This window comes from Steroidobacter gossypii (assembly GCF_016801985.1).
In the GTDB taxonomy this organism is placed as follows: domain Bacteria; phylum Pseudomonadota; class Gammaproteobacteria; order Steroidobacterales; family Steroidobacteraceae; genus Steroidobacter; species Steroidobacter gossypii.
In genome coordinates, this window is sequence record NZ_JAEVLS010000001.1 from 1243195 (window position 1) to 1260213 (window position 17019).

Sequence of the window (17019 nt, forward strand, 5' to 3'; positions counted from 1 at the left end):
AGCGTTCTCTCGGGCGCGCCACCAGGTCGTCGTCGGATCAGAGCCAGTACACGAACACGAACAGGCCCAGCCACACCACGTCGACGAAGTGCCAATACCAGGCCACGCCCTCGAACGCGAAGTGATGCGTCGGCGTGAAGTGCCCCTTCAGGCAGCGGAACCAGATCACCAGCAGCATGATCGCGCCCATGGTCACGTGGAAGCCGTGGAAGCCGGTCAGCATGAAGAAGGTCGAGCCGTAGATGCCCGAGGTCAGCTTCAGGTTGTAGTGCTGATAGGCCTCGACGTACTCCATGCCCTGCAGGTACACGAACAGGAAGCCCAGCGCGATGGTCAGGCCGAGGAACACGTTCAGCACGCCGCGGCTGCCGGACTTGATCGCGTGGTGAGCGATCGTGATGGTCACGCCCGAGGTCAGCAGGATGGCCGTGTTGATCGCCGGCAGACCGAACGCCGGGATCACGTCGAAGTCGCCGCCCACGTCGCCGGGGCCGTCGGTCGGCCACGCCGCTTCGTAGTTGTCGCCACGGAGGATCTTGGTTAGGGCGCGCGTGCCTTCGCCACCCAGCCACGGCACCGAGAAGTTACGTGCGTACCACAGCGCGCCGAAGAACGCCGCGAAGAACATGACTTCGGAGAAGATGAACCACATCATGCCCATGCGGAACGAGCGATCCACCGCATCGTTGTAGAGGCGACCTTCGCTCTCCCTGATCACGGCGCCGAACCAGCCGGCGAACATGAACAGCAGGATGGCGAAACCGATCGTCATCACCCACGGGCCGGCGTTCGAGTGGTTGAGCCACATCGCCGCGCCACCCACGGTGAGGAACAGCGACACCGAGCCGACCAACGGCCACGGGCTACTGTGAGGAACGTAGTACTTCTCGGACGGCGCGTGCGTCGTTGTTGCGTGGGCCATAGCTTTAACGTCTGCCAGTCAGGTTCAAATTGATTCGGTTCTCAAGAAATCAGCTGGTGCTCTTGCCGTCGTACATGACGTAGGAGAGCGTCAGTCGATCGATGTTTTGCGGCAACTTCGGGTCGACGATGAAGCGCACCGTGAGCTCGCGCTCCTGTTGCGCATCGAACGGCTGCGGCGTGAAACAGAAACATTCGGTCTTGTGGAAGTACTTGGTCGCTTGCAGCGGAGCGATGCTGGGGATGGCCTGCGCTACCACCGCCTGCGTCCGCATGTTGCGCGCGTAGAACTTCGCCTCGTACAAGCGGCCGGGATGGACCTGCAGCGAGCCCTGTTCCGGCCGGAACTCCCAATCGCCGACCTGCGGCGAATCGGACAGCAGCTCGATGGTGATCGTGCGGTTCTTGTCTTCCTCCGCGGTGAACGAGCTGGCTTCCACCAGCTTGGTGCGATCGCCGTAGCCGGTCACATCGCAGATCACGTCGTACAGCGGCACCAGCGCAAAGCCAAACGCGAACGACCCGGCAGCAAAGATCCATAGCTGCCGGGTCAACGAGCGGTTGGCCTTTTTTTGCTCCAGGTCGCTCACGTCACCTTCACTGCGCTCGCATCACCGCCATGGCGATGAAGCCGAAGTAGAACGTCGCGGCGATCAGCAGCAGCCACAGCACGGTGCGCTGGACGCCGCGTTTACGTTCGGGATCGCGAATCTCGGTAGCCATTACTTCACTTCAGGAGCGGTTTCGAAGCTGTGATACGGCGGGGGCGAGCTCAGCGTCCACTCCAGGCCATGCGGCCGGCCGCTGTCCCAAACCTTGTCCGTCGCCTTTTCGCCGCCACGGATGCATGCGAACACGATGTACGCGAACAGCAGCTGCGACAGGCCGAAACCGAACGCGCCGATCGAAGAGATCATGTTCCAGTCGGCGAACTGCGTGGAGTAGTCCGGGATACGACGCGGCATGCCGGCCAGACCCAGGAAGTGCTGCGGGAAGAACAGCACGTTCACGAAGATGGTCGACAGCCAGAAGTGCGCTTTGGCCAGCTTCATGTTGTACATGTGACCGGTCCACTTAGGCAGCCAGTAGTAGGCGGCGGCCATCAGCGAGAACACCGCGCCCGGCACCAGCACGTAGTGGAAGTGCGCCACCACGAAGTAGGTGTCGTGATACTGGAAGTCCGCCGGCACGATCGCGAGCATCAGTCCAGAGAACCCGCCGATCGTGAACAGGAACAAGAAGGAGATGGCGAACAGCATCGGCGGCTCGAAGCTGATCGAGCCCTTGAACATCGTCGCGGTCCAGTTGAACACTTTCACGCCGGTCGGCACGGCGATCAGCATGGTCGCCAGCATGAAGAACATCTGACCCGCCAGCGGCATGCCCACCGTGAACATGTGGTGCGCCCACACGATGAACGACAGGAAGGCGATCGAAGCGGTCGCGTACACCATCGCGTCATAGCCGAACAGCGGCTTGCGCGAGAACGTCGGGATGATCTCCGAGACGATGCCGAAGGCCGGCAGGATCATGATGTACACCTCGGGGTGCCCGAAGAACCAGAAGATGTGCTGGAACATCACCGGGTCGCCGCCACCGGCCGCCTCGAAGAAGGTGGTGCCGAAGTAGTGGTCGGTCAGCAGCATGGTCACGGCGCCCGCGAGCACCGGCATCACGGCGATCAGCAGGTACGCGGTAATCAACCAGGTCCAGACGAAGATCGGCATCTTCAGCAGCGACATGCCGGGAGCGCGCATGTTCATGATGGTCACGATCACGTTGATGGCGCCCATGATCGAGGACGCGCCCATCAGGTGGACCGCGAAGATCAGCATCGGGAAACCGTCGCCCAGCTGCTGGGACAGCGGCGGGTACATGGTCCAGCCGCCGGCCGGGCCACCGCCCGGAACGAACAGCGTGCCGAGCAGCATGGTGAAGGCGAACGGCAGGATCCAGAAGCTGAAGTTGTTCATGCGGGGCAACGCCATGTCCGGCGCGCCCACCTGCAGCGGGATCATCCAGTTCGCCAGACCAACGAACGCCGGCATGACCGCGCCGAAGATCATGATCAGCGCGTGCATGGTGGTCATCTGATTGAAGAACATCGGATCGACCAGCTGCATGCCGGGCTGGAACAGCTCGGCACGGATCACCAGCGCCATCGCGCCGCCGATGAAGAACATCAGCAGGCTGAACAGCATGTACATCGTGCCGATGTCTTTGTGATTGGTCGCGAACAGCCAGCGACCGATGCCCTTGGCCGGGCCGTGGTCGTCGTGGTGATCGTGGGCAGCGTCGTGCGTGTGTGCGTGTGCCATGGTCTCTTACTCCGCCGCAGCAGCCGTGGCCGGCGCCGCATTCTCAACCGTCTGTGCCGAAGCCGCCGCAGGCGCGGCTTGTTCGCCGCCCTTCTGCTGAGCGAGCCAGCTGTCGTACTCCTGTTGAGGCAGTACGTTCACGACGACAGGCATGAAGGCGTGGTCGCGACCGCACAGCTCGGCGCACTGGCCGCGATAGATCCCGGGCTCGTCGGCGCGGAACCACAGCTCGTTCACGAAGCCCGGGATGGCGTCCTTCTTCATGCCGAAAGCCGGCACCCACCAGGCGTGAATCACGTCGTGCGAAGTCAGCAGCACGCGCACTTTCTTGCCGACCGGCACCACCAGCGGGTTGTCGACTTCGAGCAGATAGTTCTCGACGCTGTTCGGGTCGACGCCCGAGTCGAGCTGACGAGCATGGTCGCTGTCGCGGGCCAGGGTGGAGAAGAAGCTCACGTCCTGATCCAGGTACTCGTACTGCCACTTCCACTGGTAGCCGGTGACCTTGACGGTCATGTCCGAGTCGCGCGTGTCCTCGATCTTCACCAGGGTCGCGGCGGCGGGAATGGCCATGCCGACCAGGATCGCGACCGGGATGATGGTCCAGACGATCTCGGCCTTGGTGCTGTGGTCGAAGTTGGCGGGCACCGCGCCCTGGGAGTGGCGGAATTTGACGATGGAATAAATCATCATGCCGAACACCGCGATGGCGATCAGCACGCAGATCCAGAAGATCAGCATGTGCAGGCCGTGGATGTCGCGGCTCAACTCGGTCACACCGACCGGCATGTTGAGCTCCCATGCCGCCAGCGCCGCCCCGCTGGGCGCAAACGCGGCCCCCGCTAATGAACCGGCGGCGGCGTATTTCACGATCTTCATTGGCCCTTTTGCTCCCAAGTGCTTCGTTCTGCCCGCGTCCGCCCTTGCATAAAAAACGAACGCGAATCATGCGTGGCAGGACTGTCCGGTCGAAAGCGGCCGAAGCCCTTTCGACGCACGCGCCCGCAGTCCGACGCCGCGCTACTTCATAGCGCGGGCGTTTCGTTCATATTCCCCACCAGTTGCTTTAGACGAACCGCGAGGCTGCGGCGCTCGTCCTCTGTGAGAAACCTGCCCACCTCGCAGGCGCGACCGCGCGACTCCAAGACGAGTCGGCTGGGATGTAGCGCCGCCGGCGGGGCGTGGAGTGTAACCCTCGACCAATGTCTAGGAAATACCGATGACTGCACACCGCGGCGGTCCCAGTGTCTGATGATCACCGAGTCCTGGGTCACTGTAATGGTTTCCCGCTCCAGCCCTGATCGCATGGAGGCGCGGACCGCCCAGGTCAGCAACCCGATTTCCAGACCGGCAAAGGGCAGCACCGGCCAGAATCCCTGGGCTGTAAACATAAGAGCGACGACCACGGTCGGAGCCGCCACGGAAGCGATGAAGATGCGCGCGGTCTTGGGAGTGAGCGAGCGATGCGGCATCAGCTCGAGCACCCGCTCACCGGGGCGGGCCCCGGGCTTGGCGTCCGGGGTCGGGCGAGGCGGCGGCAGATCGGCCCGAGCATTCATCGTGTAGATACTGTTGTCGAACGGATGTGTCTTTGTTGGTCTATATCGCGCTGACTTTCTAAAAAGTTAACGTTTCGTGCGAGTCAAAACACTCAGGGGCACCCGCACTTCGTCGCCGGCCCGACGCCGTGGACGCAGCTCGGTCGCCCAGGCATGACCGTAGACCACTTCCACCGAGACCGATAGTGCGCCCTTTTCCGGGGTGGGCCGGACCGCCTCTCGCAGCGATGCCAGGTGACCCTTCGGAGTCAGTCCGCGGCTTCGGCCGTGCGCCAGGTTGGTCGAGCCCGTTGCCGTCAGCTCCTGCATCAACGCATCGAGGTGGGGGTAAGTTACCGTCAGCCTCTCGGTATCCATCACCGGCTCGGCGAGCCCGGCGCGGACCAGGGCGTCACCCAGATCGTGCATGTCGATGAAGCGGTGAACATGGGGGTGTGGGTCGATTTTGCGCCAGCTTTCGCGCAACTCGCGCAAAGTATCCGGGCCCAGGGTGGCGAAGGTCAGCAACCCGCCCGGCTGCAGCACCCGGCGCATCTCCTGGAACACGGCGTCTGGATCGTGGCACCACTCCAGCATCAGATTGCTGAAGACCAGCTGCGCACTGGCGTCCTTGATCGGCAGCTTGTGCGCGTCGGCGATCACCCGGTGGAAGCGCTTCAACCAGCTCTGTCGGCGGTTCGCTTCTTCGAGCATGCGGGGCGCGATGTCGAGAGCGATGACTTCCGCGGTTTTGTAGCGCTGTTTGAGCGCCTTGCTCGCGTGACCGGTCCCCGCGCCGAGGTCCAAGACCACCTTCGGCTGCAGCTTTACGAGATCGAGCCGCTCGAGCAGGCGATTGCGGATTTCAGTCGGCACTGCGGCCGCGGCGTCATAGCCGGTCGCGGCCTTATTGAAAGAGCGGCGGACGCGCGCGGGGTCAAGGTAGAACTCATCGGGCATGGCCCGATGAATCTTACCCGCTAATCGCGAGCTGCTCGTCCTCCAAGCGGCGCGAGCAGGTCGGCGCGCTCTGCTGGGCCAGCGGCTCCGCGGTGATGCCGAGCTTGGCGAACAGTTTGCGGTCCTGATCCTCTTCCGGATTTTCAGTGGTCAGCAGCTTGTCGCCGTAGAAAATCGAATTCGCGCCGGCCAGGAAGCACAGTGCCTGCGTCTCGTCGCTCATGCCGGAACGGCCCGCCGACAGACGCACGTGCGCCTTCGGCATGAGCAAGCGCGCGACGGCGATCACGCGCACAAAATCGAGCGCGTCGGGCTTTTCCGCGCCATAGAGCGGCGTGCCCGGGACCTGCATGAGCTGATTGATCGGCACGCTATCCGGGTGCTGAGGCAAGGTCGCCAGCGTATGTAGCAGCTCCGCGCGATCCTGCTCCTTCTCGCCCAGACCGAGGATGCCGCCACAACACACATTGATTCCGGCGTTACGCACGGCTTCGAGCGTGTCGAGCCGATCCTGATAGGTGCGCGTGGTGATGACTTTCTTGTAGTGAGACTCGGATGTGTCGAGGTTGTGATTGTAGTAATCCAGCCCCGCGTCCTTGAGCTGATGTGCCTGTTCCGGCGTCAGCATGCCAAGCGTCACGCACGTTTCCATGCCCATCGCCCGCACGCCTTTGATCATTTCGACGATCTGCGCCAGCTGCTTGGGCTTCGGGCTGCGATATGCGGCGCCCATGCAGAAGCGGGTCGCGCCATTCGCCTTGGCGGCGCGCGCTTTTTCCATCACGTCATCCAGGTCCATCAGCGGCTCGGATTTCAGGCCGGTCTCGAAGCGGATGCTCTGCGAGCAGTAGGAACAATCTTCCGGGCAGGCGCCGGTCTTGATCGACAGCAGCGTGCTGATCTGCACCTGGTTCGGGTCGAAGTACAGCCGATGCACCCGCTGCGCGTGATAGAGCAGATCGGAAAACGGTAGCGCGAATAGCTCGCGCACTTCATCCAGCGACCAATCGGTGCGCACCGCGCCCAGGCGATCGATCAGGGTAGCGCTGCGCGCGGCTTCGGAACGGGTCATATCCACGACAAACCTCGAGTTAATCGGTGCCGTGGCTGGCTCGACAGGCTCCATGCTCGTTCCGCCGCCACGGGGACGTTGGCGGAAGTATTCGTGGCGGTCGGGAAGCCTGTCAACCGATGTTCAGAACTGCAGTCGACATTATAGCGCGGCTGATGGTCGCCGCCGGGCGGCAACTGTGGCCGCCGCGCTGTGCGCTTTGCGGCCTATCTGGTCAGGAAGATCTCGATCTGTGCGCCGGTTGCGAAGGCGATCTGCCGATCAACGATAGCTGTTGCGAGCACTGCGCCGAGCCGTTGCCGCGCGAGTTGACCAAGCCGGCGCTTTGTGGCGCGTGTTCCACCCATCCACCCGTGTTCGATGCTGGTGTCGCGCCGTATCTGTATCGCTTTCCGGTGGATCGCATGATTCAGGGGCTCAAGTATCGCCGCGATCTGCCGTACGGCCGGATCCTGGGTTCTTTGCTTGCGCGTCATCTGGCCGGTCGGAACACACGACCGGAACTGGTGATTCCGGTGCCGCTGGCGCCGCTGCGCTATCGGGAGCGAGGTTTCAACCAGGCTCGTGAGTTGGCGCAGCCGGTGTGCAAGTTGCTCGAACTCGATCTGCGTAGCGACTTGCTGGTTCGCCATCGCGAGACGCGCGAGCAGGCGGCGCTGGATCGTAGTGAGCGACTGAAGAATACCCAGCGTGCTTTTTCGCTCATCGCTCCACTCGATGCGCGTCATGTGGCGATCGTTGATGACGTGGTCACGACCGGCAGCACCGTCAACGAAATCGCCAAGGTGTTGCGGGCTGCCGGCGCGCAATGGATCGAAGTGTGGGCCGTGGCCCGCCCCGCTCAACGAAACGTGTATTCCAGCAATATGCCGATGAACACCGACATGCCGAAGTAGTTGTTGTTGAGAAACGCGCGGAAGCACTTGTCCGGTTTGCGGTCGCGGATCAGCAGCTGTTGATACAAAGCAAACATCGCCGCGAATGCCAGGCCCAGTCCGTACCACAGGCCGAGCTCCATCTCGTGCCCGATCAGCCACAAACCCAGCAGCGTCATCAATTGCATGATGCCGATGATGAAGCGGTCCGCGTCGCCGAACAGAATGGCGCTCGAGCGGATGCCGAGCTTCTTGTCGTCTTCTCGATCCACCATCGCGTACATGGTGTCGTACGCTACGGTCCATGCGACGCCCGCAAGAAACATCACGATGGCGATGCGCGACACCTGATTGGTCTGTGCGGCGAACGCCATTGGCACCGACCAGGTGAATGCGATGCCCAGGTAGGCTTGGGGCATCGGGAAGAAACGTTTGAAGAAAGGGTAGGTGACGACCAGGATGCCGCCTGCCAGCGTCAGCCACTGCGCCAATTCGTTCAGCGTCAGGGCGAGGCCGAGTGCGATGAGACCCAGGGCCGCGCAGATCGCTATAGCTTCCATCGGATCGACCGCGCCGGTGACCAGCGGGCGATCTTTCGTGCGCTGCACGTGACCGTCGAAGTTGCGGTCGGCGAAATCGTTGATCGCGCAGCCCGCGGAGCGTGTCAGCACGGTGCCGAGGACGAACACGATGAATACGTGTGGATCGGGGCGACCGCTCGAGGATATCCATAGCGCCCACAGCACCGGCCACATCAGCAGCCAGATACCGATCGGCTTGTTCAATCTCGTCAGTGCTCCATAGGCACTGAGCTTTGCCCCTGCTCCTGGCAGGATCTCGGTGACGAATGCCGTCGCCGCGATCTTGTGACCGAGCCAACGCAAACGTTCCTTCACGGGCGCGAGCGGCTGGCTCGGCTGCCTGATTTCGATGTCCGGCGCTAGCGTCGGCTTCGCCGCGGCCATCTTCACCGTCTTGACGTACTCACCCGCCGCCCCGGCCGCCCTCGCGGCCTTCGCCGGCTCCGCCAACGTCGAGCCGGTCGTTCTCGTCGTTTCCGGCTGCGCCGGCGCCGCCGCCTTTGCCGCTGGCGTTTCGTCCTGCGCCGAAGCGTGCGAGCTCGATGATGAATGCGCCCCCGCCTTCGCCGCGCCCTTCGCAGTCTCGTGCGGTGACGGCGCGTTCGGGGTGCCCCTTACATTGTCATGCTGAGGCGGCACATTCGCCGTGGTCGCTGCGACTTTCACACGTTCATGGTGTGTGGGCGAACTGGGAGCCTGCGTTTTCGTTGCTTCGACTCGCGGCGGCATCGCTGCGGCAACAGCTGGCGCATGCGTCCTCGCCGTCTCAGGTTGCGTCGCCGCTTTCGAAGCCGGCGAGGTCGTCACATCTTTCAGCGGCGGCGGTGTTGCTACTTGAGGCGCGGTCGGCTTCGCAGGCTCATGATGCGCCGGTGAGATCGCTGGCGGCGGAGTGGTTACGTCACTTCGCGGTGGTGACACTACATGAGGCGCGGCAGGCTCGTGATTTGGCGGCGGGCTAGCCGGAGGAGAAGGGGTCACATCACTGTGCGGCGGTGAGGGCGCCGAAGTGGAGGACTTTGAGGCTTCCTGGTGTGCCAACGCTGCCGAAGCGAATGTTGTCGGTCCGGAATGGGCTGTCGTGGGTGCCGGTTTAGTCAGCGACTCATGCGAAGGCGATGTATCAGATGGCGCGGGCCCCGAGGGGCCCGCGGCCGCAGTTGCCACCGCCGGTTGCGCGGGCGAAGACGACGCGGGTGCCGTCTTCGGCGGCTCGACGCGCGGAGGCGCCGCGGACTTGGCCTTCTTAGAAGTCTCGCGACGTGGGGCCGCAGTCTTCACGCGATCAGAAGCAGAAGGAGCAGCACCAGCCGGCTGACCCGGTGCAGCCGAGGCGGGCGGCAGGACATGAAGCGGCTGCGTCTTGTCAGGCTGGTGACCCACCGAAGGCGCAGCGTTCAGCAAATCCATCTGCGCAGCGCCCGACTTGGGCGCAGCCTCCGCCGCGGCCGAGGGCTGCGTCGAATCGGGTTTGTGCGCGTTTTGTGGGTCTGTCACGAAGCTAACCGTCTACACCTTGCCGAATCGCTCACCCTGGCCAATCCATCGCCGCAGCAGCGGCGCAATGTTGGCCTCATTTTGGGCAAGCATCAATTCCGCCACTTCCTGAACCTTCGGCAACAGGTCCGAGTCGCGCACCAGATCCGCCACGCGCATCTGCATGAGGCCGGTCTGCTTGGTCCCAAGCAGCTCGCCAGGGCCGCGCAACTCCAGGTCCCGGCGTGAAATCTCGAAGCCGTCATTGGTAGCCCGCATGACAGACAATCTCTCACGCGCCACCTCAGTGAGCGGCGTCCGATACAACAACACGCAAGTGCTCTCCGCGGCGCCTCGGCCAACGCGGCCGCGGAGCTGATGCAGCTGAGCCAGGCCCATGCGCTCGGCATTCTCGATCACCATCAAGCTCGCATTCGGCACGTCGACACCGACTTCGATGACCGTGGTCGCGACCAGCAAGTCGATCGCACCTTCCTTGAAGCGCCCCATGACCGCGTCCTTCTCTTTGGGCGACATGCGGCCATGAACCAGCCCGACCTTCAACTCCTGCAAAGCTTCGGCGAGTATCGCGGCAGTCTCCTCCGCCGCCTGCGCTTCGAGCTGATCCGACTCTTCAATGAGCGGGCACACCCAATACGCCTGACGTTTTTGTTTGCACGCGTCCCGAATCCGCAGCACGACCTCATCGCGCCTGTTCTCGGGCAGGGCTACGGTCTTCACCGGCGTGCGCCCGGGCGGCAACTCGTCGATCACCGACACATCGAGATCCGCATACGCGGTCATGGCCAACGTTCGCGGAATCGGCGTGGCGGTCATGATGAGCTGATGAGGATATCGTCCGGACGCAAGCCCCTTCTCACGTAACAACAAACGTTGATGCACGCCGAAGCGATGCTGTTCGTCCACGATGACCAGGCCCAGCCGTCGAAACTCCACTTCCTGTTGAAACAACGCGTGCGTACCGATCGCGATCTTCGCCTCTCCCGACGCAAGATCCGCGAGCGAACGAGCTCGAGCCGCCGCGGCTCTCTTGCCCGTGATCAGCGCAGGGAATAACTCCAGCGGCGCCAGCCAGTTGGTGAAGTTCCGAGCATGTTGTTCCGCTAGCAATTCCGTCGGCGCCATCACGGCGACTTGGAAGCCAGACTCCACCGCTCGCAACGCAGCCAGCGCCGCAACTAACGTTTTCCCACAGCCCACGTCGCCCTGTACCAGGCGAAGCATCGGGCTCGCTTGCGAAAGATCGCGCTCGATATCGCGCCACGCGCGCGTTTGCGCGCCCGTGGGCTTGAACGGCAATGTTTGCAGGAAGCGATCGATCAGCGGCTCACTCACCGTGAACTTCCAGCCCGGATCTCGCTGAATCTCACGTCGCAGAAGCCGCAGGCTCAATTGATGGGCGAGCAGCTCCTCGAAGGCCAGCCGCCGCTGCATCGGATGCTGACCGGTAGCCAACAAGTCCAGATCGGCATCCGGCGGCGGACGATGCACGTACTGAAGCGCATCACGCAGCGGCGGCAGTTGCAACTGCGCCAGTACCGCCGGCGGAATCCAATCCTGCACCGATCGATTCGCAAACTCCCGCAAGGCCATGGCTGTGAGCTGTCGCAATCGCCCCTGCTGCACGCCTTCCGTCAGTGGATAAATCGGCGTGAGCACTTCTTCATTCGCAGCCGGCGCATCGCTGGCTACGCGCCGATATTCGGGATGCACGATCTCCATTCCGCTCGGTCCCCGCCGAATCTCGCCATAGCACCGCAGGCGCGTGCCGCGAGTCATCTGTTCATACTGCGAGTTGCTGAAATGAAAGAAGCGCAACGTCAACCAGCCCGATCCATCGCCGATTCGACACAACAACTGCCGTCGGCCGCGGAATGCGATCTCCGCGAGCTGGACTTCGCCTTCCACCACGGCGCGGTCGCCATGACGAAGTGAGCCGATGGGTACGACTTGGGTGCGGTCTTCGTATCGTAGCGGGAGCAGGAACAGCAGATCCTGAATGGTGGTGATGCCCAGCTTCGCCAGCTTCCCAGCCAGCGCATCGCCCACGCCCCGCAGCGTCGTCACTGGACGGATTTCGGGCGACACCGCAGCCGCAGGCAATTCAGTTCGCTTGCTCTTGGAAGGGGAGGGGTTCATTCACTGAATAGTGTACGGCAGGAGACGCGCTGATCGTGCCGATGAAGTGGCTGATGGTCTCAGCCGTGCAGATGCCGCGAGTTTCAGGCGCCTGAAGCGCCGCGGACGTCTCGGCGGTGGCTGTCGGGGGGAAGTGTCCTCCCGGCAAATGGGATCAACAGGGACGTTGACCCATTAGCGCTACATGGACGTACAAGCAACGCGCCGCGCGACAGCGCAGGCGCGGCGGGTGCAGCGGTGCCGGGAGGACACTTCCCCCCGGCAGCCGCCGCGAGCCACCGTAACCTCTGACAGTCCGAGCTCAGTCGAGCTCAACAATACAATCGATCTCGACGTTCGCATTCTTCGGCAGCGCCGACACCTGCACCGTCACCCGAGACGGATAAGGCTCGCTGAAATATTCCGCCATGATCTTGTTCAACGTCGGAAAGATCCCGAAGTCGAGAATGAACACGGTAGCGCGTGTGACCTGAGAGAAGTTACCGCCAGCCGCTGTGACGATCGCTTTGAGATTGTCGAACACACGACGAATCTCGACCTCGATCGAGCTCTGTTGCATTTCGCCGGTGGCCGGATCGAGAGCGATCTGGCCCGAGACGTACACCGTCTTGCCGACCTTTACCGCCTGGGAGTAGGTGCCGATGGCCTTGGGAGCATTCGGAGTGGAGATAACTTCGCGCGCCATGATGAACCAACCGTTGATGACGAGGAGCGCGGATTTTGCGCGCGTTCGCGCGCAATGACCACCTTGGGTTTGAACTAGGCGATCACGCGCGTCACGCGTAACACTTCGGGCATCTTGCGCAGACTCTTGATCGCATGCGCCAGATGTTTCCGATCTCGGACCTGCAGATCGAAGATCAGCGTCGACGCGTCGCCGTCACGCTCGTCGACCGCAACATGCTCGATGTTGGTCTCCGTCGTGGCGATGTTCGAGGCGATGGCCGCGAGCACGCCCATACGATTGGCGACGTCGATGCGAACCTCGACATTGAACAGACGATCGACGTTCGGCTGCCACGTAACCGTGAGCCACTTGTCCGGCTGCTTGCGGTAGTTGCGCAGATTGCCGCAGGCCTCGCGATGAATGACCACGCCTCGGCCACTCGACAGGTAAGCCATGATCGGATCGTTCGGAATCGGGAAGCAGCAGCGCGCGTAACTGACGACCATGCCTTCCGTACCCGCAATAGCCAGCGGCTCGGCCTGCGTGGTGGGCTCCGGCGGCTGGCTGCCGTCGGCGGGAAGCAGACGCCGCGCAACCAATGCCGCGAGCCGCTCGCCGAGGCCGATCTTCTCGAACAACTCGTCAGGTGTTTTCAAGTTGAGCTCCGCCGCCACGGCCTGCAGACGCCCTTCCGGAATCTTCTTCAGCACCAGTGACAGATCCTGCAGCGCCTGACTCAGCATGCGCTTGCCCAGCTCGATCGCCTCGCTTTGTTTCAGGCCCTTCAGGTAGTGACGAATAGCGGCACGCGCCTTCGCCGTGACGACAAAGTTCACCCACGCCGGATTCGGCGTCGCGCCCTTCGCAGTGATGATCTCCACCGTCTGGCCATTACGCAGCGGCGTGCGCAACGGCACCAGCCTGCGGTCCACTTTTGCGGCCACGCAGTGATTACCGATGTCGGTGTGGACCGAATACGCAAAGTCGACCGCGGTGGCATTGCGCGGTAAGCGACGAATCTCACCGCGCGGCGTGAACACGTATACCTTGTCCGGGAACAGGTCGAGCTTGACGCTCTCCATGAATTCTTCGGCGGAGTTGCCGCTGTGAGGCATCTCCATCAGGTGCTGCAGCCATTCGCTCGCGCGATCGCGATACGCGCGGCCGGCATCGTTGGAATCTTCGCCAGTCTTGTACTGCCAATGCGCGGCGATGCCTGACTCGGCGATTCGATGCATGTCCTCGGTGCGGATCTGCACTTCGATGGGCATGCCGTTGGGGCCGAACAAAGTGGTGTGCAACGATTGATAGCCGTTGATGCGCGGAATCGCGATGTAGTCCTTGAAGCGCCCGGGCATCGGGCGATACAGACCGTGCACAATGCCGAGCACGCGATAGCACTGATCGATCGAGTCCACGACGATGCGGAAGCCGAACATGTCGATGATGGACGACAACGGCACGCGCTTGCGCCGCATCTTCTGATAGATGCTGTAGAGATGCTTCTCGCGACCCTCGACGCGGCCGTTCACCTGCGCCTTCTCCAGGGCCTTGCGCAAGTTGTCCGCGATCTTGCCGAGGAACTGCTTCTGGTTGCCGCGCGCCTTTTTCAGCGCCTTTTCGATGATGCGATGACGGCCCGGATACAGCGCCTTGAAGCCCAGTTCCTCGAGCTCCGACTTCACCGTGTGAATGCCGAGGCGATTCGCAATAGGTGCGTAAATCTCCAGCGTCTCGCGCGCGACGGTGCGCCGTTTTGCCGGCGGCACCGAGCCCAACGTGCGCATGTTGTGAGTGCGGTCCGCGAGCTTGACCATGATCACGCGAATGTCGCGGACCATCGCGAGCAGCATCTTGCGGAAGCTCTCGGCCTGCGCCTCGGCTCGGCTGCGGAACTGGATGTGATCGAGTTTCGAGACGCCGTCGACCAGCTCCGCGACATCGGCGCCGAAGCGCTCGGCGATGTCGTCCTTGGCGGTCGGCGTGTCCTCGATGACGTCGTGCAGGATCGCGGCGACGATGGTCGGCGCGTCCATGTGCAGATCGGCGAGGATGTGAGCAACGGCGACCGGATGCGCGATGTACGGCTCACCGCTCAGGCGCTTTTGGCCCTCGTGGGCTTCGGCGCCGAATTCATAAGCATCGCGGATCCGGTCGACCTGCGCGGGCGGCAGGTAGGTCTCCAGCTTATTGAGCAGCTGGTTGACCCCTATGGAGCGTCTTCCGGTAGGTAAGAGATTCAGGATGGAAGACGCGTAGTCCATAAGCTGAAGCTGGGGACTTTATAGCGTGACTCAATCTCCGAGGCCGAGATGAGGCGCGCGCAGCTCGCCGGACATACCCGGAATTTCGGGCTCCGGCATCAGTTCGGGCTGCGGACGCTGCTCGGCTTCCTCGAGGATTTCCGGGCCGATGTGACCGGCGGCGATTTCGCGCAGCGCCACCACCGTCGGCTTGTCGTTTTCCCACTCCACCGTCGCCTCGGCGCCGTTGGCCAGCTTGCGCGCGCGCTTGGCGGCCACCAGCACCAGCTGGAACAGGTTCGGGATGTTGTTGAGGGAGTCTTCAACCGTGATACGGGCCATGCGGAACCTCGAGGATCGAAATCGGGGGATTGGCCAGCAGTATACCTGAGGCAGTGCCCAGGGCAGACCTTTCAGGTACCATACCGCGCCCCGCCGGCCGGGGTCCCTGAGGTTTTCTGGCAATACTGCGCCGGTAATAAGCGGAGAGAGTGGGTTATGACGTTTCGATTGGGCCCGGTCACAGTGTTGGGTCTGGGCTTGCTGGGCGCGATGATGACCACTGGCGCCGGCGCGGCCGATGCCGCAAAGGGCAAGGTTCTGGCTTACACCTGCCATGGCTGCCACGGTGTGCCGGACTATAAGAACGCCTTTCCCAACTACCGCGTGCCCAAGCTCGGCGGCCAGAATGAGGCGTATATCGTCAGTGCGCTGAATGCCTACGCCAATGGCGAGCGCCCGCACCCGACCATGCACGCGCAGGCCGTGACCCTGACGCCGGAAGAGCGCGCCGACATCGCGGCTTTCTTCGCCGCCGAAGGCGGCCTGCAGAACAAGGAAGTCGTCGGCACGCCGCCGCCGGCCACTCAGACCTGCGTGGCCTGCCACGGCGCCGATGGCGCCAAGACCGTTGCGCCGGACTATCCGAAGCTCGCCGGTCAGCCGGCCGACTACCTGGTGCATGCGCTCAAGGACTACAAGAGCGGCAAGCGCAAAAACCCGATCATGGCCGGCATCATCAGCGGCGTGGACGAGAAGGACTTCGAGGCCATCGCGGAATTCTTCTCGCGGCAGCAGGCCCTGTGCACGACCGATCAGATTCAGAAGCACGGCAAGTGCGCGGCCGAGTAATCGGCGCGCCCATATCGAAAGTCAGTTCGAATCGTTAGCGCCTCGATCGTTGACCGGAAGGCGCGGGAGCAGTCGCGGTGGAGAGCTTTCGCGCATTTCGCATTCATCAGGAAGGCGGCAAGATCGTCTCGCGTTTCGAGACGATCCCGCTCGAGGCGCTCAGTGCCGGTGAAGTGGTGGTGAAAGTCCGCTACTCCACCATCAACTACAAGGATGCGCTGGCCGCGACCGGCGCCGGCAAGATCCTGCGGCGTTATCCGCTGGTGGGCGGCATCGATCTGGCGGGCGAAGTGGTGTCGAGCGCCGCTCCGCAATTTCAGCCCGGCCAGAAAGTATTGGTCACCGGCAGTGGCCTTTCCGAAACGCATGACGGCGGCTACGCCGAGTTCGCGCGTGTGAACAGCGACGCAGTCGTACCGATTCCCGCGGGCCTCGATGAATTCCAAGCGATGGCCATCGGCACTGCCGGCTATACCGCGGCGCTCGCCGTCCACCGGATGGAGCAGAACGGGCAGAAGCCTGACGCGGGCGAAATCGTGGTGACCGGTGCGACCGGCGGCGTCGGCAGCATCGCCATCGATATCCTCGCGGCGCGCGGCTATCGCGTCGTCGCTGTGACCGGCAAAGAATCGTCCACCGAATATCTGCAGCGGCTCGGCGCCGCGCGCGTGCTGCTTCGTGATCGGATCGACACCGGCAGGCGCCCGATGGAAGAAGCGCTGTTCGGCGGCGCCATCGACAATGTCGGTGGCGAGTTGCTCACCTGGCTGACGCGCACCGTCGGCTTCTTCGGCAACATCGCCAGCATCGGTCTCGCCGCGAGCCACGAGCTGAACACGACCGTGATGCCGTTCATCTTGCGCGGCGTGAGTCTGCTCGGCGTGAACTCTGTATACACGCCGCGAGAGTTGCGCCTGGAAGTATGGCAACGGCTCGCCAGCGATCTGAAGCCGCGACATCTCGACAGCATCGTGACGCGCACGATCGGCTTCGAGCAGTTGCCGAGCGCGTTCGACGATTATCTGAAGGCGAGCGTCACGGGCCGCACTGTCGTGCGCATCGCGGGTTGAGCGTCGC

The 17019-nt window shown here is 63.0% G+C and carries 16 protein-coding genes; 3 read left to right on the forward strand and 13 right to left on the reverse strand.

The window, feature by feature from the left end; genetic code table 11:
- Positions 1 to 37: 37 nt before the first annotated feature.
- From JM946_RS05370 to bioB, 8 genes are all read right to left on the reverse strand, one after another.
- Positions 38 to 922 carry a cytochrome c oxidase subunit 3 gene (locus JM946_RS05370; protein ID WP_203166099.1) on the reverse strand — a complete coding sequence of 295 codons (885 nt, stop codon included), beginning with the start codon at positions 920 to 922 and terminating at the stop codon, positions 38 to 40.
- 49 nt (positions 923 to 971) lie between these two features.
- The gene (locus JM946_RS05375) at positions 972 to 1511 is read right to left on the reverse strand and encodes a cytochrome c oxidase assembly protein (RefSeq protein WP_203166100.1); all 540 of its coding nucleotides are present in this window, start codon (positions 1509 to 1511) and stop codon (positions 972 to 974) included.
- Between the two features lie 7 nt (positions 1512 to 1518).
- On the reverse strand, positions 1519 to 1644 hold the full coding sequence (locus JM946_RS30900; protein WP_269140884.1) for a hypothetical protein: 126 nt from the start codon (positions 1642 to 1644) through the stop codon (positions 1519 to 1521).
- Positions 1644 to 3239, reverse strand: a complete 1596-nt coding sequence (gene ctaD, locus JM946_RS05380) for a cytochrome c oxidase subunit I (RefSeq protein WP_203166101.1) — start codon at positions 3237 to 3239, stop codon at positions 1644 to 1646. Before ctaD ends, JM946_RS30900 begins: the two co-directional genes overlap by 1 nt.
- 6 nt (positions 3240 to 3245) lie before the next feature.
- Positions 3246 to 4118, reverse strand: coding sequence for a cytochrome c oxidase subunit II (gene coxB / locus JM946_RS05385; RefSeq protein WP_203166102.1), 873 nt, complete (start codon positions 4116 to 4118; stop codon positions 3246 to 3248).
- A gap of 146 nt (positions 4119 to 4264) precedes the next feature.
- Positions 4265 to 4798, reverse strand: coding sequence for a DUF2244 domain-containing protein (locus tag JM946_RS05390; RefSeq protein WP_203166103.1), 534 nt, complete (start codon positions 4796 to 4798; stop codon positions 4265 to 4267).
- 66 nt (positions 4799 to 4864) lie between these two features.
- Positions 4865 to 5737: a malonyl-ACP O-methyltransferase BioC gene (gene bioC / locus JM946_RS05395; RefSeq protein WP_203166104.1), complete on the reverse strand. Its 873-nt coding sequence runs from the start codon at positions 5735 to 5737 to the stop codon at positions 4865 to 4867.
- 13 nt (positions 5738 to 5750) lie between these two features.
- Positions 5751 to 6809, reverse strand: a complete 1059-nt coding sequence (bioB, locus tag JM946_RS05400; RefSeq protein ID WP_203166105.1) for a biotin synthase BioB — start codon at positions 6807 to 6809, stop codon at positions 5751 to 5753.
- 119 nt (positions 6810 to 6928) lie between these two features.
- On the opposite strand from bioB, the gene JM946_RS05405 reads away from it, so the two are divergent.
- Positions 6929 to 7705, forward strand: a complete 777-nt coding sequence (locus tag JM946_RS05405; RefSeq protein ID WP_203166106.1) for a ComF family protein — start codon at positions 6929 to 6931, stop codon at positions 7703 to 7705.
- On the opposite strand, the gene ubiA is transcribed toward JM946_RS05405, so the two are convergent.
- From ubiA to rpoZ, 5 genes are all read right to left on the reverse strand, one after another.
- Positions 7651 to 8517: a 4-hydroxybenzoate octaprenyltransferase gene (gene ubiA / locus JM946_RS31180; protein WP_407700505.1), complete on the reverse strand. Its 867-nt coding sequence runs from the start codon at positions 8515 to 8517 to the stop codon at positions 7651 to 7653. The two genes, JM946_RS05405 and ubiA, sit on opposite strands and share 55 nt — an antisense overlap.
- A gap of 1257 nt (positions 8518 to 9774) precedes the next feature.
- On the reverse strand, positions 9775 to 11901 hold the full coding sequence (recG, locus tag JM946_RS05415) for an ATP-dependent DNA helicase RecG (RefSeq protein ID WP_203166107.1): 2127 nt from the start codon (positions 11899 to 11901) through the stop codon (positions 9775 to 9777).
- Between the two features lie 301 nt (positions 11902 to 12202).
- Positions 12203 to 12586 carry a Rid family detoxifying hydrolase gene (locus JM946_RS05420; RefSeq protein WP_203166108.1) on the reverse strand — a complete coding sequence of 128 codons (384 nt, stop codon included), beginning with the start codon at positions 12584 to 12586 and terminating at the stop codon, positions 12203 to 12205.
- 74 nt (positions 12587 to 12660) lie between these two features.
- On the reverse strand, positions 12661 to 14832 hold the full coding sequence (spoT, locus tag JM946_RS05425; protein WP_203166109.1) for a bifunctional GTP diphosphokinase/guanosine-3',5'-bis pyrophosphate 3'-pyrophosphohydrolase: 2172 nt from the start codon (positions 14830 to 14832) through the stop codon (positions 12661 to 12663).
- A gap of 30 nt (positions 14833 to 14862) precedes the next feature.
- Entirely contained in the window at positions 14863 to 15153 is a 291-nt protein-coding gene (gene rpoZ / locus JM946_RS05430; RefSeq protein ID WP_203166110.1) for a DNA-directed RNA polymerase subunit omega, read from the reverse strand.
- Between the two features lie 156 nt (positions 15154 to 15309).
- On the opposite strand from rpoZ, the gene JM946_RS05435 reads away from it, so the two are divergent.
- Together JM946_RS05435 and JM946_RS05440 are read left to right on the forward strand one after the other, a co-directional pair.
- Positions 15310 to 15942, forward strand: a complete 633-nt coding sequence (locus JM946_RS05435) for a c-type cytochrome (RefSeq protein WP_203166111.1) — start codon at positions 15310 to 15312, stop codon at positions 15940 to 15942.
- Positions 15943 to 16019: 77 nt separating this feature from the next.
- On the forward strand, positions 16020 to 17012 hold the full coding sequence (locus JM946_RS05440) for an oxidoreductase (protein WP_203166112.1): 993 nt from the start codon (positions 16020 to 16022) through the stop codon (positions 17010 to 17012).
- Positions 17013 to 17019 lie beyond the last annotated feature (7 nt).